Here is a 17,261-nt window from a genome sequence, read left to right as displayed (position 1 = left end):
GGAAGGGGATAATCCCGAGTTTCCTAGTCAGGTATTGTAATGGCTCTTCAGCGTCTGGGCGACCCTGGGATGCACGTGCTTGGAGACATCGCCGCCGAGCCGGGCGATCTCGCGCACCAGCGTCGAAGAGATGTAGGAGTTCTCCACCTCCGGGGTCAGGAAGACCGTCTCGAGATCCGGCATCTGGGCGCGGTTCATGTTGGCCAGTTGCAGCTCGTACTCGAAGTCGGATACCGCCCTCAGGCCGCGCAGCAGCACGCGCGCCTGCTGCTGCTTCATGAACTCGGTCATCAGTCCCGAGAAGCCGACCACCTCGACGTTGTCGAGGCCGGCCACCACCTCCCGGGCCAGGGCGATGCGGGTGTCGAGGTCCAGGGTAGGTCCCTTGCCGGGGCTGGTGGCGATGGCCACCACCACCTTGTCGAACAGCCGGGCGGCACGCTCGATCAGGTCGAGGTGGCCGTTGGTGATGGGGTCGAAGGTGCCGGGATAGACGGCGGTATTCATCACGCTTCTCCTTCGTCGAGTCGTCCGAAGGGATTGTCCACGGCCAGTGACACCTCCCGCGCATAGCCGGGAATGCGAATCGCGTCGCGGCCGACCTCGAGCTCGGGCCCCTCCAGCACGCCCTCGCCGAAGCGGTAGCGCACCTCGAAGCGGCCTAGGTCGGCGGCCTGATGATAGGCCGCGGCGGCCTGCCGGGTGGCTTCGCGGCGGGTCTGCCAGGCGGCCACGGCGGTTTCGCCGTGGCGCTTCACCATCAGCCGCTCGGTCACCGCGGGGGAGAGCACCACGCCGGTGGCATTGTTGCCACCGAAGCCCTTGGCGTTGATGAAGGCGGCATCCGCGACGAAGGGCAGCGGCTCGCGAAACAGCTTCAGGCGCTCGGCATGGACGTCGTCGGCCACGGCATCCAGGGTAAAGATGCCCGGCAGTAGCCCGTAGGCGAAGCTGCCAAGGGCGCTGGTCAGCTGGTCGCCTGCGGCACTGCCCTGGGAGTGGCCGACGAAGGCCTTCACCGCTACCACCGGCCATGCTGCGATGCCATGGGCGCGGGCCACCTGGTCGAAGACATGGGACTCGGTGATGCGGTTCTTGGGCGTGCTGGTACCATGGGCGTGGAGGAAGGTGCGCTCGCGCAGGGCCGTCTCGCCGAGCATGTCGCGCACCAGCGCGGCCGCCTTGGCCAGGGAGATGTAGTTGCCGATGCCGGGGGCAGAGATCGAGCGCTTCCAGCCGTCGGCATTGACGAACACGCCCGGCACGCTGCCGAGGATCTCGGCACCGGTCTCCAGGGCCAGGGCATCGTCCATCAGCATGATGAACTGGCTGGACTCGCCCATGGTGAAGCCGCAGTTGCGGGCGAAGGGCCGGCAGGCCCGCTGGTAGTCGGGGTCGGTGAGCAGCTCCAGGGCATCCAGCGCCTTGAGGCCGTCGTCATCGGCCAGCGCCCCCATGCTGCGGAAGCCCTCGATGACCTCGGGCGTGATCGGGGCGTCGGCGGTGCCCACCAGCACCACCCGGCGGCGGCCGGCACGGATGTCGTCCACGCCCAGGCGCAGGTTGTAGAGGAAGCTGGCGCAGGCGCCGAGTGCCGCCCCGGTGCCGCCCACGCTGCCCAGCACATAGGCATTGATGAAGTCGGCGGGCATCTGGCCATAGCCCAGCGGCATCTGCTTGGAGGTGGCGCGCTTGCCGGAAACGAAGCTCTTGAGCAGGCCGCCCCAGCCCTCGTCATCGAGCTGGCCGATGGAGTTGCCGGCGTAGACGGCGACCTCGTCGGGGTCGAGGCGGTCGCGCAGCTCGTCCCATTCCAGGCCGCTGTCGCCCAGGCAGTCACTGGCGGCGAATACCGTCATCGAGAGCCCGCGCGGATGGTGCACGCTGCGGTAGAGCCGGCTCGGCTCGAACCCTGTGGGCAGCTGGCCGGCGGCGCGCACCTGGGCCGGGCGCGTCTCGGGCAGCATCACCTCCATGGTGCCGGAGGGGACGGTGACTTCGAGGCTCTGGCGGTCCAGCTCCCGAACCTGCCAGGTGGGGGGCAGGTCGTTGGGCAGCTGGCGGCGGCGGATGCGGAAGGTCAGCGGCGTGTCCAGCGCGAGGCTCGCCTTGCGGTTGGCCGGCAGGCCCTCCTCGTTGAAGCGGGGATCCTCGATGCGACGGATCAGGGTGTGGTCGAGCACCTGCTGACGGGTCTGCTCGACGACCCCGGCGGCGTCCAGCGGCCGGCCCTCGGCGTCATGCCAGGCACCGTCTGCCTGGCAGTCGGCCAGGCGCATCATCGCCGCCAGGCCCAGCAGGGTGCGGGCCTGGTCGTCGTCGGGCAGGGCGTCGAGCACGGTACGGCGAAACGCCTGGTGGCCCGAGGTTCGGCCGGCGGGATTCACGCCGCCCATGCCGACGATCACCGGTAAGTGTGGCAAGCCGGGTTCCTCGTTGTGCGGTTGATATCGTGGCTGCATGTGTCGCTGTCAGGCCATGGATCATAGCACCCGGCCCGTGGCGGCGTCATGCCGGGGCCTCTGCGTGGGGGGCTTGCGGCTGGTAGAATACCGGCCCTTTCCCTTTCCGCCGAGTTCGCTGCCATGACTGCCCGTTCGCGATCCATCGTCAGCCGCCAGACCGGCCCCCACCAGGACCTGGCCCGCCGCGTGGCGAGGGCCCTCGAGCATCCCCTGCGCAAGCCGCTCGCCGCGCACACCCGCGAGGCCTTTTCCGGGGCCCGGGACTGGCTCGAGCGCCGTGGTGGGGCGCCGTTGATCCTGGATGCGGGCTGCGGCGTGGGGCTCTCGACGCGCCGGCTGGCCGAGCAGGCCCCGGACGCCGCGGTGATCGGCGTCGATCGCAGCGCCGACCGCCTCTCCCGCGACCATGGCCGGCTGCCGGATAATGCCCTGCTGGTGCGGGCCGACCTGGTGGACTTCTGGCGCCTGGCCCTGGCCGAGGGCTGGCGGCCGGTGCGTCACTACCTGCTCTATCCCAACCCCTATCCCAAGGCCGCCCACCTGAAGATGCGCTGGCAGGGGCATCCGGTGCTGCCGGTGATCCTGGCGCTGGGCGGTCGGCTGGAGCTGCGCTCCAACTGGCGGCTCTACGTGGAGGAGTTCGCCCTGGCGGTGACCCAGGCCACCGGGGTGGCGGCCGAGGCACAACCCTTGGTGCCGGGTGAGGCCTGCCTGACGCCCTTCGAGCAGAAGTACCATGCCAGCGGACAGGCGCTCTGGCGGCTGGTGGTCGAGCTGCCCCACGCACCCGGGCTGGTGCCCGGGGGCGCGCTGCCGGCCGCCGGGGAGGACGCATGATGGTGTTCCTGTACCTGGCGCTGGCGATCGTCGCCGAGGTGGTCGGCACCAGTGCACTGAAGGCCTCGGAGGGCTTCACCCGGCTGTGGCCCAGCGTCACGGTGGTGGTCGGCTATGGGCTGGCCTTCTACCTGCTCGCCCTGGTGCTGCGCACCATGCCGGTGGGCATCGCCTACGCCTTCTGGGCGGGTCTCGGCATCGTGCTGGTGACCCTGGTGGGCATCCTGGTCTATGGCGAGAAGCCGGACCTGCCGGCACTGCTGGGCCTCGCCATGATCGTTGGTGGCGTGGTGGTGATCCAGGTGTTCTCTTCCGTCGCGTCCCATTAAGCTGTGGGCCCCCCATGCTGCCTGGAGGTTAGATGTACCGTCGTCCGCTGCTCTGCGTCCTGCTGACGCTGCTGCCGCTGTTCGCCCAGGCGAGCGGCTTCACCCGCCTGGCCGAGTTGGCCGACAAGGGCTTCCTGCTGGGTGCCGAGGCCCGTCTGCTGGACAGCGGCGAGACCCTCGGCGCCATCGAGCCCGAGCGCCAGCTGTCACCGGCCTCGGTCTCCAAGGTCTACCTGGCGGCGGCGGCGCTGGAGCGCTGGGGCCCCCAGCACCGCTTCACCACCCGGCTGGTGAGCCTGGCCGAGCCCGATGGCGAGGGGGTCCTGCACGGCGACCTGGTGCTCGACGGCGGGGGGGATCCGCTGCTGACCAGCGAGGACCTGTGGCGGCTCACCCAGCGGCTGCACCAGGCCGGCGTGCGCCGGGTCGAGGGGCGCCTGGTGGTCAGCCAGTGGCGCTATGGCCCGGTGGAGTGCATCACCACCGACCGCTGCCAGGCCCACTCCCGGGTGGCCAATGCCTACAGTGCGCTGCTCTCCTCGGCCGGGGTGAACCACGGCAGCTGGTGCGTCAGCGTGGCCCCCGCCGCCGTGCCCGGCGAGCCCGCCCGCATCACCAGTTGCGACAGCCAGGCGCCGATCGTCGGGATCGACAATCGCGTCGAGACCCAGCCCGACGACAGCGGCACCCGGCTCAATGCCGAACGTGTGCTTCGCGACAGCGGCGACGTCATGGTGGTGAGCGGACAGATCTCCACCAATGCCCGCCCCCGCGCCGTCTACCGGGCCAGCTCCGACCCGGCGCGCCAGACCGCGGCGACCCTGCTGGCGATGCTGGAACAGGCCGGGATCGGCGTGCGTGACGGTGCCGGCGTGGCGTCCACCGAGCCACCGGCCGAGTCCCGCTCCCTCGCCGAGGTGGAGAGCGAGCCGCTGCAGGAACTGCTGCTGCGCACCCTCAACCACTCCAACAACTTCATGGCCGACCAGCTGGCGCTGAACCTGGTGGAGTCGCCCCGCGCCGGCCTGGTGCAGGCCGGCGGGGCGCTGGAGGCCTTCGTGGCCGGCCTGCCCGACCACGGTCCCGTGACCCTTCGCAGCGGCAGCGGGCTGACCCCGGAGAACCGCACCTCGGCGGCGGGTATCACCACCCTGCTGGAGAGCATGTACCGCCGGCCGGCGCTCTTTCCCAGCTTCGTCGCGGCCCTGCAGTCACCCGCCAACGGCGTGATGCGTTTCCTGCGCCGTGGCTCGGCGACCTTCCAGGAGCATGTCATGCTCAAGACCGGCACCCTCAACCAGCCGGTGGCGGTGCGCGCCGTGGGCGGCTACTTCCGCACCCGCAGCGGGCAGTGGGGCGTGTTCGCGGCGCTCGTCAACGGTACCTCGAACACCCCCTGGCTCAACTGGCAGCAGGTGCTCGAACCCTTGGCTGCCGACCTCGAGGAGATGATCGATGCCCACTGATACCCCGGAGCGCGCGACATGAAGCCAGGGCACACCGGCTGGCAGCACCTGGTGCACTCCACCCGCTATTCCCTCAAGGGGCTCAGCGCGGCCTTTCGCAACGAGGCGGCCTTCCGGCAGGAACTCGGGATCTGCGTGGTCCTGCTGCCGCTCGCCTGGTGGATCGGCCAGGGGCCGGTGGAGTGGATCCTGCTGGTGGGCAGCTGCCTGCTGGTGCTGATCGTGGAACTGCTCAACAGCGCCATCGAGAACGTGGTGGACCGCATCGGCACCGAGCACCATGAGCTCTCGGGGCGCGCCAAGGACATCGGCTCGGCGGCGGTGATGCTCTCGCTGATCCTCGTCGGCCTGACCTGGGGGTTATTGGCCTGGGAGAAATTCCTCACCTAGGCCGGGTTATGGGGCGAGGCTGGCTTCGCTATGCTGGAGGCATTCAAGAACCGGATGCGAGACGCCCATGGCCCTGCCCGATGACTTCCTGCCGCTGGATGACATTCCCGAGCCCCTGAGGGCTCCCCTGGCGCATGCCCGCGACCGGCTGGCGAGCTCGCTGGAGCAGGCCGACAACCTGGCCGAGATGAACGGCAGCGACTCACCGCTGGAGGACTGGCTGGCGCTGTCCGACGCGCGGCGGTATCAGCTGGCGCGGGTGCTGGCCATCTCGACCTTCGCTGCCGAGACCCTGGTGCGCTACCCGGAGTGGCTGTTGCACCTGGATGCCAGCGGCGAGCTGGAGACGACGCCCTCCGCTGAGGCCCTGCGCGAGTGGCTCGACGAGCGGCTGGAGGCCGCCGAGGACGAGGCGGCCCTGCATGGCGCCATTCGCCGCTTTCGTCGTGCGCGGATGCTGGGCATCGTCTGGCGTGACCTGACCCGCCCCCCGGGCATCGACATGTGGCACACCAGCGGGGCGGTGTCGCGGCTCGCCGAGACCTGCCTGGAGGGGGCCCTGACCTGGCTCGAGGCCCATCTTGCGCCGCGCTGGGGGCGCCCCGCCCCGCGTCGCGACGGCAGCGAGCAGCGGCTGGTGGTGCTGGGCATGGGCAAGCTCGGCGCCGGCGAGCTGAACCTCTCCTCCGACATCGACCTGATCTTCGCCTTCCCCGAGAAGGGCGAGACCGAGGGCGGGCGCAAGTCCCTGGAGCACCAGGAGTATTTCACCAAGCTCGGCCAGCGGCTGATCACTGCCCTGGACGCGGTGACCGCCGACGGCTTCGCCTTTCGCGTCGACATGCGCCTGCGCCCGCTGGGCGACGGCGGCCCCCTGGTGGGCAGCTTCTCCTCGCTGGCCGGCTACTACCAGGACCAGGGGCGCGAGTGGGAGCGCTACGCCATGCTCAAGGCGCGGCCGGTGGCCGGCGACCTGGGCGCGGGCGCCGAGCTGCTCTCTAGCCTGCGCCCCTTCGTCTATCGCCGGTACCTGGATTTCGGCGCCATCGAGTCGCTGCGCGAGCTCAAGTCGATGATCAATCGCGAGGTCCGGCGCAAGGGCATGCAGGGCAACATCAAGCTCGGCCCCGGGGGCATCCGCGAGGTGGAGTTCGTGGTCCAGGCCTTCCAGCTGATCCGCGGCGGCCGTGACACCGAGCTGCAGGTCACGTCGCTGAAGACCGCCCTGGAACGCCTGCCCGAGCTTGGCCTGCTGCCCCGGGAGGTGGTCGAGGAGTTGACCCCCGACTACGCCTTCCTGCGTGACCTGGAACATGTGCTGCAGGCCCTGGAGGACCGCCAGACTCAGACCCTGCCCGATGACGACATCGACCGCGAGCGCGTGGCCCTGGCGCTCGACATGGAGGACTGGCCGGCGGTGATGGCCCGCCTCGACGAGGTGCGGGAGCGGGTGCGCCGGCATTTCGATGCGGTGATCGCCGAGCCCGAGGAGGAGGTCGACGAGGCCATTGACGCCGACCAGGCCCCCGGCGCCGTCGGCCTGGAGGAGTGGCGCGCACTGTGGCACGGCGAGCTCGAGGAGGACGAGGCCCGGGAGCTGCTGGAGGAGGCCGGCCTGGCGGAACCGGATGCCGCCCTGCGCCGGCTGCGGGCACTGCGCCAGTCGCGCCAGGTGCAGGCCATGCAGCGCATCGGCTTCGAGCGACTCGAGGCCCTCATGCCGCTGCTGCTCGATGCCGTGACCACCAGCGAGACCCCCGACATGGCCCTGGAGCGGGTGCTGCCGCTGGTCGAGGCGGTGTTGCGACGCACCGCCTACCTGGCGCTGCTGCGCGAGAACCCGGATGCCCTGGGGCATCTGATGAAGCTGTGCAGCGCCAGCCCCTGGATCGCCAGCCAGCTCGCCCGGTATCCCATCCTGCTCGACGAGCTGCTGACCCCGGAGACCCTCTATACGCCGGCCGACAAGGAGCGCCTGGCCGACGAGCTGCGACAGGCCCTGGGGCGGCTTCCCGAGGATGACGAGGAGGCCCAGCTCGAGGCGCTGCGCGTCTTCAAACATGCCCAGGTACTGCATGTGGCGGCCTCCGACATTGCCGGAACCCGCCACCTGATGAAGGTCAGCGACTACCTCACCTACATCGCCGAGGTGATCCTGGAGGCGGTGCTGGCCATGGCCTGGAAGCACCTGACCCGCAAGCACGGCTTCCCGGAACGTCGCGAGGGTGGGCGCTGCGACAGCGAGCCCGAATTCCTGGTGGTCGGCTACGGCAAGCTGGGCGGGATCGAGCTGGGCTACGGCTCCGACCTGGACCTGGTGTTCCTCCATGACGGCGCTACCCAGGGGGCCACCGACGGCAAGCGTCCCATCGACAACGCGGTCTTCTTCACCCGGCTGGGCCAGCGCATCATTCACCTGCTGACCGCGGTGACGCCGGCGGGCAGCCTCTACGAGGTGGACATGCGCCTGCGCCCCTCGGGCAACTCGGGGCTGCTGGTCGCGACGCTTTCGGCCTTCGCCGACTACCAGCGCGAGCAGGCCTGGACCTGGGAGCACCAGGCCCTGGTTCGGGCCCGGGTGGTGGCCGGGCATCCGCGGCTGGCCGAGGGCTTCGACGCGATTCGCGGCGAGATCCTCGGCCGTGAGCGCGACCTCGAGGCGCTGCGCGAGGAGGTGGTGAAGATGCGCCACAAGATGCGCGACCACCTGGGCGGCAAGAGCGGGGAGGGCGAGTTCGATCTCAAGCACGACCCCGGTGGGATGGTCGACCTCGAATTCCTCTGCCAGTACGCCGTGCTGGCCATGGGCCATGAGGCGCCGGTACTGCTGGCCTACAGCGACAACATGCGCATCCTCGAGACCCTGGAAGCCACCGAGCGCCTGCCGGCCGAGACATGCCAGCGACTGCGCGACGCATACCTGGCCCTGCGCAGCGCCGCCCATCGCGCCTCGCTGACCCGCGAGCCCGTTCGCGGACGCGACGAGGCGTTCCAGGAGCACCGCCAGGTGGTGATCGAGGCCTGGCAGCAACTGCTGGAGCCGCAGGAGGATCCGCAATGACTCCCCTCGAGGCGTGCAGACGGGGTATCTGATAGAGCACGTATAAAGGCGTTAGTCCCTGGAGGAGGTCAATGCCGACCGTGACGACCTCGTCGAGCGTGATGGCGAACGGGTTGCCTGGTGTGAAGGCGTCTCGAGAAACGGATTACCCGCGACGCGATCTACCTCGCCCATGAGGTCCTCTTCGCCGCGGGATGACTGACGCCGGAGGCCCGGACCCTCCGCCCACCCCTCTCTCGGTGATTCCCGGAATGGAAACCACGGCGCCCCGCCCGTCATCGACGGGCGGGGCGCCCTGCGTCTGCACCAGTGATGTCCCGTTACCGAGTGATCCTTCGGTAACGCCTGCCCGATACTTTCTGTTTATACAACCAAGGGTTAGTGACGAATGAATCCGGCATTCCTCGCTGTTGCCCCAGGATGTGGCGCCTGGCGACGGCAAAATAGCCAAAATGGTCATTTCGCCGGGATGGTCGCGTTGCGGTGAATCAAGCCACGGCACTAAGCTCACCTGACCCTGACAAGCCGCTCCGGCGAGTCGGTGAGTCCAACTAAAACAAAGCAGGTGACAACATGATCTACAAAACAGCGCTAGCCACCAGTGTCATGATTCTCTCCGCGGGCCTCGCCCAGGCCGAGGAGTCCTATCGGATCGGCATCACCCAGAACAATGTCGGTGTCGACAGCTACCAGACGACCTATGAAAGTGCCTTCGAGCAAGCCGCCGCCAAGCAAGGCAATGTAGACGTCGTCGTGCTCGATGCCGGCGGCGATGTCGCTCGCCAGATCGGCCAGGTGCGCAATCTCATCCAGCAGCGTGTCGATGCCATCATCATCTGGCCGACCAACGGACAGGCGGTAATCCCCGCCATCCGCCAGGCCCACAAGGCCGGCATCCCCGTCGTGGTAACCAACTCCAAGATCGCCGAGGCGGGCCTTGACTACATTGCGGCCTTCTCGGGCCCCGACAATGTCCAGCAGGGGGCCTCTTCTGCCGAGATGATGTGCGAAGCCCTCGACGGTGAGGGACGGGTCGTGCAGATCACCGGTCAGCCGGGGTATACCACTGCCATGGAGCGTGCCAAGGGCTTTGAGGAGCGACTGCCCGAGGCGTGCCCCGGCGTCGAACTCGTGGAGACCCAGCCCGCCGACTGGAACCGTGAGAAGGCCCAGCGGGTCATGGAGAACTTCCTCACCAAATACGATGACATCGACGGCGTCTATGCCGGGGATGACAACATGGGTGTCGGTGCCCTGAACGCGGCCAAGAGCGCCGGCCGGGCCGACGAGATCGTGTTCATCGGTGCCACCAATTTCGCCGTGGGTTACGAGGCCATCGAGCGTGGCGAGTACTACGGCTCCATCTATCAGTCACCGGTCGATGACGCGGAAGCGGCCCTCCAGACCGCCCTCGATGTCCTGGCGGGTGAAGAGGTGCCGAAGATGAACTTCTTCGAGACACCCAAGATCACCGCCGACAACCTGGCCGAGTTCGACAAACCCGTTTTCTAAGCTTCGGGGTTCTCGGGTCACGCAGGGGGCTTGGCCTTCTCAGGTGACCCGGGGACAGTGGTTCCGGAATATTTGATAAAGACTCTTCTTTCGGAACACCAGGAACGACACTCTGTTCCGTCTGCCATGCCAAATGGCCACGAGTTTTCTCGGATCGATGGCATGCTCCCGGGCATGCCATCGGGGCGACGACTGCAACGGAAGCATCCTGGCCTTCAGTCAGTAGTGCCAATAAAGGTGAGTATCATGGCTTCTGTAGAACAAGGTAAACAAGCCATCATGCTGAATAAGAAGTATAAGGCAGGTCTCCTGAACTTTCTTTCCGCTCAGGGTATCCTGGTCTTCTTTCTTATCTGCATGTTCGCTTTCTCGCTGTTCTCCGAACAGTTTCTCTCCCAGTCAAATATCATGACGGTGGTGCGTCAGGCTTCGATCATCGGCATCATTGCCGTAGGTGTCACGGTGGTCATCATCGGCGGTAACCTGGACCTCTCCGTCGGGTCGATGCTCTCCTTCTCGACGGTGCTGGTCGTCGATCTGCATGACAAGATCGGCCCAACCGGTGCCATCATCCTGATGTTCGTCTTCACGCTGTTGATCGGGGCCGTCAACGGCTTCCTGATCGGCTTCATGCGGCTGAATTCGCTGATCGTTACCCTGGCGATGCTGTCGGCGATCCAGGGGCTGGTGCTGATCTATAGTGGCGGGAAGAACGTCGATATCGCCAACCAGAGCGGCACCTGGTTCGCCTTCTTCGGACGAGGCTATGTGCTGGGTATCGCGGTCCCGGTAATCCTCTTTGCCGTGCTGGCGATCATCATGCAGATCGTCATGTCCTACACCAGCTATGGTCGGCGCATCTTCGCCGTCGGCGGTAACCCGGCCGCGGCCGTGTATTCCGGTATCCGCAAGAACTGGTGCGTATTCAGTACCTACCTGATCTCGGCCTTCTGCGTGGCCTGTGCTGCACTGGTTCTGGGCTCGCGGGTCATGGGTTCCCAGAACAACGTCGGGCAGGGCTACGAATTGCTGGTGCTGGCCGGGATCATTCTCGGGGGAACCAGCCTGTTGGGTGGGGCAGGCAGCATCTGGAAGACGATCGTCGGGGTACTGATCCTGGGCTTCATCCAGAACGGCCTGCTGCTGTTGGGGTATCCCTATTACACCCAATGGCTCGTCACCTGGGTGATCATCATCCTGGCGGTGTGGCTGGATCTTGCCAACAAGCGCAAGCGTCTGTTCACGACTCACTCCTGAACCTGGTGATCAACATGATTAACATGAAGGATTTTCTAAAGGGCAGTGGCTTTATCCAGCCGATCTGGGTATTTGTCATCGCCATTACCGTCTTCTTCAGCTTTATGTCGGAGTACTTCCTCTCGGTCGGTAACCTGACCAATATCCTGGTTCAGACCTCGACCATCGGGCTGATTGCCCTGGGCATGACCTACGTGATGATCAACGGCAACATTGATCTCTCGGTAGGTGCCGTCCTGGGGCTGGCGGCATCATTGTCGGTCGGTCTTCAGGACTATGGCATCACCATCGCGGTCATCGCCGCTCTGGCATCGGGCCTCGTGTTGGGCGCCATCAATGGCCTGATCGTCTGGAAGACCGGCGTCAACGCCTTCATTGTGACCCTGGGGGCCATGATCGGTATCCGTGGCCTCATCTTCGTCTACACCGAAGAGCAGTCCTTCTACGCCACCAATTTCGCCTTCTCCGACTTCGGGGTCGCCTCGATCGGGCCGTTTCCCGTACTCGCCATCATCTTCCTCATCTGCACCCTGGTGATGCATCTGGTGCTGAAGAAGACCGGCCATGGGCGCAATACCTTCGCCGTGGGCGGCAACCCCGAGGCCGCCCTGGATGCGGGTATCCGCATCGGTCGTCACATGATGATCAACTTCATGATCGTGGGGTTCTTCGCGGCCCTGGCCGGCGTGATGCTCGCGACCCAGATGGGCGCCGCAACGCCGAACCTGGGTCGTGACTACGAGCTCTGGACCATCACGGCGGTAGTGCTCGGCGGCACCAAGCTGGCAGGCGGATTCGGCAGCATCACCGGCACCCTGGGCGGCGTGCTGGCCATCGGGATCCTGCGTAACGGCATGAACCTGATGCAGGTGCCGGCCTTCTACGTGCTGGTCATTCTCGGCGTCATCCTGATCTCGGTGCTGATCATCGACCAGCGGATCAATGTCCATGCCAGCAAGGGAGTCAGCATATGAGCACTGCAGCCATGAACCGGAACGCCAGTCACGGTGCGGATTCCCCGAGCCCCGTACTGTCGTTGATCGATATCACCAAGAAGTTCCCCGGTGTGGTGGCCCTGAACAAGGTCAGCTTCGACGTCAGGGCGGGTGAGGTGCATGCCCTGCTGGGCGAGAACGGCGCCGGCAAGTCCACCCTGATGAAGGTGCTGGCCGGCAAGCACCAGCCCAACGGGGGCCAGATCATACTGGCGGGAGAGGAGAAGTCCTTCGAGAACCCCAAGCAGGCCAAGAAGAGCGGTATCGTGCTGATTCACCAGGAGCAGTCGCTGGTCCCCGAGATGTCGGTGGCGGAGAACATCTTCCTGGGCAGCCTGCCGCTGAAATGGGGCAACCGCGTCGACTGGAAGAAGCTGCATGCCGACAGCACCGAGATACTCAATCGCCTCAAGTGTACCTTCAGCTCCCGCGACATGGTCAGCAATCTCTCCATTGCCAAGAAGCAGATGGTCGAGATCGCCCGAGCCCTGGTCTTCACACCGCGGATCGTGGTCTTCGACGAGCCGACGGCATCACTGACCGACCACGAGAAACCGGTGCTCTACGACATCATCCACAACCTGCAGGAGCAGGGGGTAGGCATCGTCTACATCTCGCACCGCATGGACGAGATCTTCTACCTCTCTCAGCGCATCTCGGTCCTGCGTGACGGCGAGTACAACGGGACCCTGAATACGGCCGAGACCAGCGAGGACGAAGTCACCAAGCTGATGATCGGCAGGACCCTCGAACTCGATCACGCCAGCAAGCCGAAGGATTTCGGCGAGAACATGCTCGAGTTGCGCAACCTCACGGTCAAGGGGGTCTTCGAGGACGTCAGCTTCAACGTGCGTAAGGGCGAGATCGTCGGCATGTACGGTCTGGTCGGCGCAGGCCGCTCCGAAGTCGCCGAGACGATCTTCGGGCTGCGTCAGCCATCGGCCGGCGAGATCCTGCTCGACGGCAAGGTCGAGACGATCCGTTCCACCCACGATGCGGTGTTAGAGGGGATCGCGCTGGTGCCTGAGGATCGCAAGGACCAGGGCCTGATCCTCGGCATGAACTGTCGCGACAACATGACCCTCTCGGCGCTTGGCAGTGTCTCCTCCATGGGCTTCATGAAGACCAGGGAAGAGAAGGTCGTCTACGACAAGTACCAGCAGGCGATGAAGATCAAGACGCCCAGCTGGCGCCAGAAGGTCGGCAACCTCAGCGGCGGCAACCAGCAGAAGATCGTCATCGGCAAGTGGCTGCACACCCACCCCAAGCTGCTGATCCTCGACGAGCCGACCCGCGGCATCGACGTGGGCTCCAAGGCCGAGATCCATGCGCTGATCAAGGAACTGGCCCGGTCGGGCTATGCGGTACTGGTGATCTCGTCGGAAATGCCCGAGGTGCTGGGTGTCAGCAACCGCATCATCGCGATGTATGACGGCCGGGTGACGGCCGAATTCGACGGCGATGCGGTATCCGAGGACAAGCTGGTTCAGGCCATCACCGGGCAGTACGTCACGGAAACCAGCGGGCCTTCCCACTCGGCCTCGGCCTGATGTGTCCATGCGACCCGCGACCCAGCTTCCCACGCAATCAAGAGGACACCACCATGATGCCCTTCATCTATAACGGCCTGCCGTCACGCGTCATCTTCGGCCAGGGAACCCTGACCCGACTCGCCGACGAGGTCCGTGAACTGGGCTGCCACCGAGCACTCGTCCTGGCAACGCCCGAGCAGGCAGGCCAGGCCCGCGAGGTGCTCGCCCAACTGGGCGAGCTAGGGGCCGGCCTCTTCGCCGAGGCCAGGATGCACACCCCGGTCGAGGTCACCGACGCGGCGATGCGCCATGTCGAGGAACTCGAGGCGGACTGCACCGTGGCCATCGGGGGCGGCTCCACCATCGGGCTCGGCAAGGCCATCGCCCTTCGCGCCGGCCTGCCCCAGGTGGCGATCCCCACGACCTATGCCGGCTCCGAGATGACGCCGATCCTCGGGGAAACCAAAGGCGGCCTCAAGACGACCCAGCGCACCCTCGAGGTACTGCCCGAGGTGGTGATCTATGACGTCGACCTGACGCTGGGTCTGCCGGTCGGCATGTCCGGGACCAGCGGCATCAATGCCATCGCCCATGCGGTGGAGGCGCTCTACGCCAAGGACCGCAACCCGGTGGTCTCGCTGATGGCCGAGGAGGGCATCGCCGCCCTGGCGCGAAGCCTTCCGGTGATCGCCGAGAATCCCGCCGACCAGGACGCGCGTTCGGATGCCCTCTATGGTGCCTGGCTGTGCGGTGCCTGCCTCGGCTCCGTCGGGATGTCGCTGCATCACAAGCTCTGCCACACCCTGGGCGGCTCCTTCGACCTGCCCCATGCCGAGACCCATACCATCGTGCTGCCCCACGCCGTGGCCTACAACGCCGAGGCGGCGCCGGAAGCGATGGCACGCATCGCCCGGGCGCTGGGCGCGGGCGACGCGGCCGGCGGACTTTATGACCTGGCGCGCGCCGTGGGCGCCCCCCTGGCCCTGCGCGACATCGGCCTGCAGGAGAGCGATATCGACCGGGCGACCGAGATCGCCACGGGCAATCCCTACTGGAACCCGCGCGAGATCGAGGCCGACGGCATCCATCGCCTGTTGAGCGATGCCCATGCCGGCCGTCGCCCGACGTCAAGGGAGGTTACTGACGCATGAAGACCCTGCTGACCAATGCCACCGTGGTGACCATGGACCCCGAGATCGGCGATCTGGCCAAGGGCCAGGTGCTGGTGGAAGACGATCGTATCCTGGCGGTTGGCCATGACCTGCCGTCCGAGGGGGCCGAAGTGGTCGACTGCCGGGGCGGCATCCTGATCCCCGGGCTGGTCAATGCCCATATGCATACCTGGCAGACGGGGCTGCGCGGCGTCGCCGCCAACTGGACGCTGCTCGAGTACTTCGGCCATGTGCATCGCGGCCTGGCGACCCTGTTCACCCCGGATGACATCCACATCGCCACCCGTATGGGCGCGCTCAACCAGCTCAACTGCGGTACTACCACCCTGGGTGACTGGTGCCACAACAACCCCACGCCCGAGCATACCGATGCGGCCATCCGCGGGCTCGAGGAGTCCGGTATCCGGGCGCTGTTCTTCCATGGCTCTCCCAAGCCGGACCCCAAGCCGGGCCAGCCGCACTTCAGCGAGATCCCCCATCCGCGCAGCGAGGTCGAGCGGCTGCTCGCCGGCTCGCTGGGCGACCGCGAGGGACGCGTGACCCTGGGGCTGGCGATTCTCGGGCCGCATTACTCCACCCTCGAGGTCAGCCTGCACGATTTCCGACTGGCCAAGGAGTTCGGCCTGGTGGCCTCGATGCACCAGGGCGGCGGCGAGGCCGTCAGCCCCGGTGGCTGGGACGTGATCGAGGAGCAGGGGCTGCTGGGGCCGGACATCAACATCGTGCATGGGCAGAGCCTGGACGACGGCCAGCTGGCCCGCTTCTGCGAGCAGGGCGTGACCTTCTCCATCGCCCCCGAGAACGAGATGACCCAGGGGCACGGCTTCCCGATCACCGGCCACGTTCGCCGACACGGCGGTGTCGTCTCCCTGGGAGTGGATCTCGAATCGGTCATTTCCGGTGACATGTTCTGCGTCGCCCGCATGGCACTGGGCATGCAGCGCTCGCTGGACAACGATGCCTCGCGACGCGAGCAGGGCACGATACCCGACACCTCGACCATCCGCACCCGCGAGGCGCTTCAGTGGATCACCGTCGATGGGGCGAGGGCCCTGGGCCTCGAGGGGCGCATCGGCAGTCTGACGCCGGGCAAGCAGGCCGACATCGTGCTGCTGGACAGCGGCCTGCTGAACATGCAGCCGGTCAACGATCCGGTATCGGCTGTGGTCATGCAGGCGAGTCTCGCCAACGTCGACAGCGTCATGGTGGCGGGGGAATTCCACAAGCGACACGGCAAGCTGCTGGGGGACGTCGAGGAGGGGATCAGCCACCTGGCAGCCTCCGGCCACCGCATCAATGCCGAGCTTCAGTCACGGCAACAAGAGGGGGCGTCACAATGACCACCACCACCACCAAGGTAGCCTGGATTGGCCTGGGCAAGCTGGGTTTGCCCATGGCGACGCGGATCGCCGCGGCCGGCTACCCCGTCCAGGGATTCGACCTCAGCGCCGAGCGGATGGCGCTGGCCGAGCAGGCCGGCATCACGGCACATGAGGACCTGGCCTCCGCCGTCGAGGGCTGCCGCCTGGTCTTCGTCTCGATTCCCGACGACAAGGCGCTGCTGGGCCTGACGCTGGAAACCGGCCAGCTGCTGGCGAAGCTGGCGCCGGGGAGTGTGCTTATCGAGACCAGTACCGTCAGCATCGAGGCCTCCGCCAGGGTGGCCGTGGCCGCCGAGGAGCGGGGCATTGCCTATCTGCGTAGCCCGGTGTCGGGCAACCCGGTCGCCGCCGAGTCCGGGACCCTGTCGGCCATGGTCTCCGGTCCGCGCGAGGCCCTGGAGGAGGCCGTGCCGGTGATGAACACCTTCACCAAGGCCCAGTACTGGCTCGGTGACGATGAGCAGGCTCGCTACGCCAAGCTGGCCATCAACCTGATGATCGCGGTGAGCGCCGGGATGATGGGCGAGGCCCTGGCGATGGCCCGCAAGGGCAACATCGGCTGGGACGCGATGCTGGACCTGATGGCCGACAGTGCCGTGGGCTCGCCGATGGTCAAGTACAAGACCCAGCCGCTGAAGGACCGTGACTTCACCTCCACCTTCTCGGCCGCCCAGATGGCCAAGGACCTGGACCTGATCCTCGGCTGTGCCCACGGAGACGGTGTCGCCGTGCCCCTGGCCGCCCAGATGCGCGAGGCCTACAGCTCGCTGATCGGCACGGGGCACGGTGGGGATGACTACATCGCCACGATCCACCACACCGAGCGCCTCTCCGGGCTGCCGGCCATCGAGAGGAAATGACCC

14 protein-coding genes are annotated in these 17,261 nt (G+C 66.6%); 12 read left to right on the top strand and 2 right to left on the bottom strand.

Annotated features, from left to right (window positions below; all coding sequences use genetic code 11):
- Positions 1 to 27 precede the first annotated feature (27 nt).
- Complete coding sequence (coaD, locus tag M8009_RS17685) at positions 28 to 507, bottom strand: pantetheine-phosphate adenylyltransferase (RefSeq protein ID WP_250063596.1); 480 nt, start codon at positions 505 to 507, stop codon at positions 28 to 30.
- Complete coding sequence (locus M8009_RS17680) at positions 507 to 2,396, bottom strand: beta-ketoacyl synthase (RefSeq protein WP_250063701.1); 1,890 nt, start codon at positions 2,394 to 2,396, stop codon at positions 507 to 509. Before M8009_RS17680 ends, coaD begins: the two co-directional genes overlap by 1 nt.
- Positions 2,397 to 2,585: 189 nt before the next feature.
- Here M8009_RS17680 and trmB point away from each other — a divergent pair, with 189 nt between their 5' ends.
- From trmB to M8009_RS17620, 12 genes are all read left to right on the top strand, one after another.
- Positions 2,586 to 3,302: a tRNA (guanine(46)-N(7))-methyltransferase TrmB gene (trmB, locus tag M8009_RS17675; protein WP_250063594.1), complete on the top strand. Its 717-nt coding sequence runs from the start codon at positions 2,586 to 2,588 to the stop codon at positions 3,300 to 3,302.
- Positions 3,299 to 3,631 carry a DMT family transporter gene (locus tag M8009_RS17670; RefSeq protein ID WP_250063592.1) on the top strand — a complete coding sequence of 111 codons (333 nt, stop codon included), beginning with the start codon at positions 3,299 to 3,301 and terminating at the stop codon, positions 3,629 to 3,631. The genes trmB and M8009_RS17670 overlap by 4 nt, the downstream gene beginning before the upstream one ends.
- Before the next feature lie 32 nt (positions 3,632 to 3,663).
- Positions 3,664 to 5,097 carry a D-alanyl-D-alanine carboxypeptidase/D-alanyl-D-alanine endopeptidase gene (dacB, locus tag M8009_RS17665; protein ID WP_250063590.1) on the top strand — a complete coding sequence of 478 codons (1,434 nt, stop codon included), beginning with the start codon at positions 3,664 to 3,666 and terminating at the stop codon, positions 5,095 to 5,097.
- An 18-nt stretch (positions 5,098 to 5,115) separates the two neighbouring features.
- The gene (locus M8009_RS17660; protein ID WP_250063588.1) at positions 5,116 to 5,487 is read left to right on the top strand and encodes a diacylglycerol kinase; all 372 of its coding nucleotides are present in this window, start codon (positions 5,116 to 5,118) and stop codon (positions 5,485 to 5,487) included.
- A gap of 67 nt (positions 5,488 to 5,554) precedes the next feature.
- A complete protein-coding gene (gene glnE / locus M8009_RS17655; protein ID WP_250063586.1) occupies positions 5,555 to 8,548 on the top strand; it encodes a bifunctional [glutamate--ammonia ligase]-adenylyl-L-tyrosine phosphorylase/[glutamate--ammonia-ligase] adenylyltransferase in 2,994 nt (997 codons plus the stop codon).
- Positions 8,549 to 9,121: 573 nt separating this feature from the next.
- On the top strand, positions 9,122 to 10,060 hold the full coding sequence (locus M8009_RS17650; RefSeq protein ID WP_250063583.1) for a sugar ABC transporter substrate-binding protein: 939 nt from the start codon (positions 9,122 to 9,124) through the stop codon (positions 10,058 to 10,060).
- Positions 10,061 to 10,306: 246 nt separating this feature from the next.
- The gene (locus M8009_RS17645; protein ID WP_250063581.1) at positions 10,307 to 11,317 is read left to right on the top strand and encodes an ABC transporter permease; all 1,011 of its coding nucleotides are present in this window, start codon (positions 10,307 to 10,309) and stop codon (positions 11,315 to 11,317) included.
- A gap of 14 nt (positions 11,318 to 11,331) precedes the next feature.
- Complete coding sequence (locus tag M8009_RS17640; RefSeq protein WP_250063580.1) at positions 11,332 to 12,291, top strand: ABC transporter permease; 960 nt, start codon at positions 11,332 to 11,334, stop codon at positions 12,289 to 12,291.
- A complete protein-coding gene (locus M8009_RS17635; RefSeq protein ID WP_250063578.1) occupies positions 12,288 to 13,862 on the top strand; it encodes a sugar ABC transporter ATP-binding protein in 1,575 nt (524 codons plus the stop codon). The genes M8009_RS17640 and M8009_RS17635 overlap by 4 nt, the downstream gene beginning before the upstream one ends.
- Before the next feature lie 53 nt (positions 13,863 to 13,915).
- Positions 13,916 to 14,995, top strand: a complete 1,080-nt coding sequence (locus M8009_RS17630; protein ID WP_430886925.1) for a maleylacetate reductase — start codon at positions 13,916 to 13,918, stop codon at positions 14,993 to 14,995.
- On the top strand, positions 14,992 to 16,356 hold the full coding sequence (locus tag M8009_RS17625; RefSeq protein ID WP_250063576.1) for an amidohydrolase family protein: 1,365 nt from the start codon (positions 14,992 to 14,994) through the stop codon (positions 16,354 to 16,356). Before M8009_RS17630 ends, M8009_RS17625 begins: the two co-directional genes overlap by 4 nt.
- Entirely contained in the window at positions 16,353 to 17,258 is a 906-nt protein-coding gene (locus M8009_RS17620) for an NAD(P)-dependent oxidoreductase (protein ID WP_250063574.1), read from the top strand. Before M8009_RS17625 ends, M8009_RS17620 begins: the two co-directional genes overlap by 4 nt.
- Positions 17,259 to 17,261 lie beyond the last annotated feature (3 nt).

The sequence above is a fragment of the Halomonas gemina genome (genome assembly GCF_023554995.1).
GTDB classification, from domain to species: Bacteria; Pseudomonadota; Gammaproteobacteria; order Pseudomonadales; family Halomonadaceae; genus Halomonas; species Halomonas gemina.
This window is presented reverse-complemented; position numbering and strand designations above follow the sequence as displayed.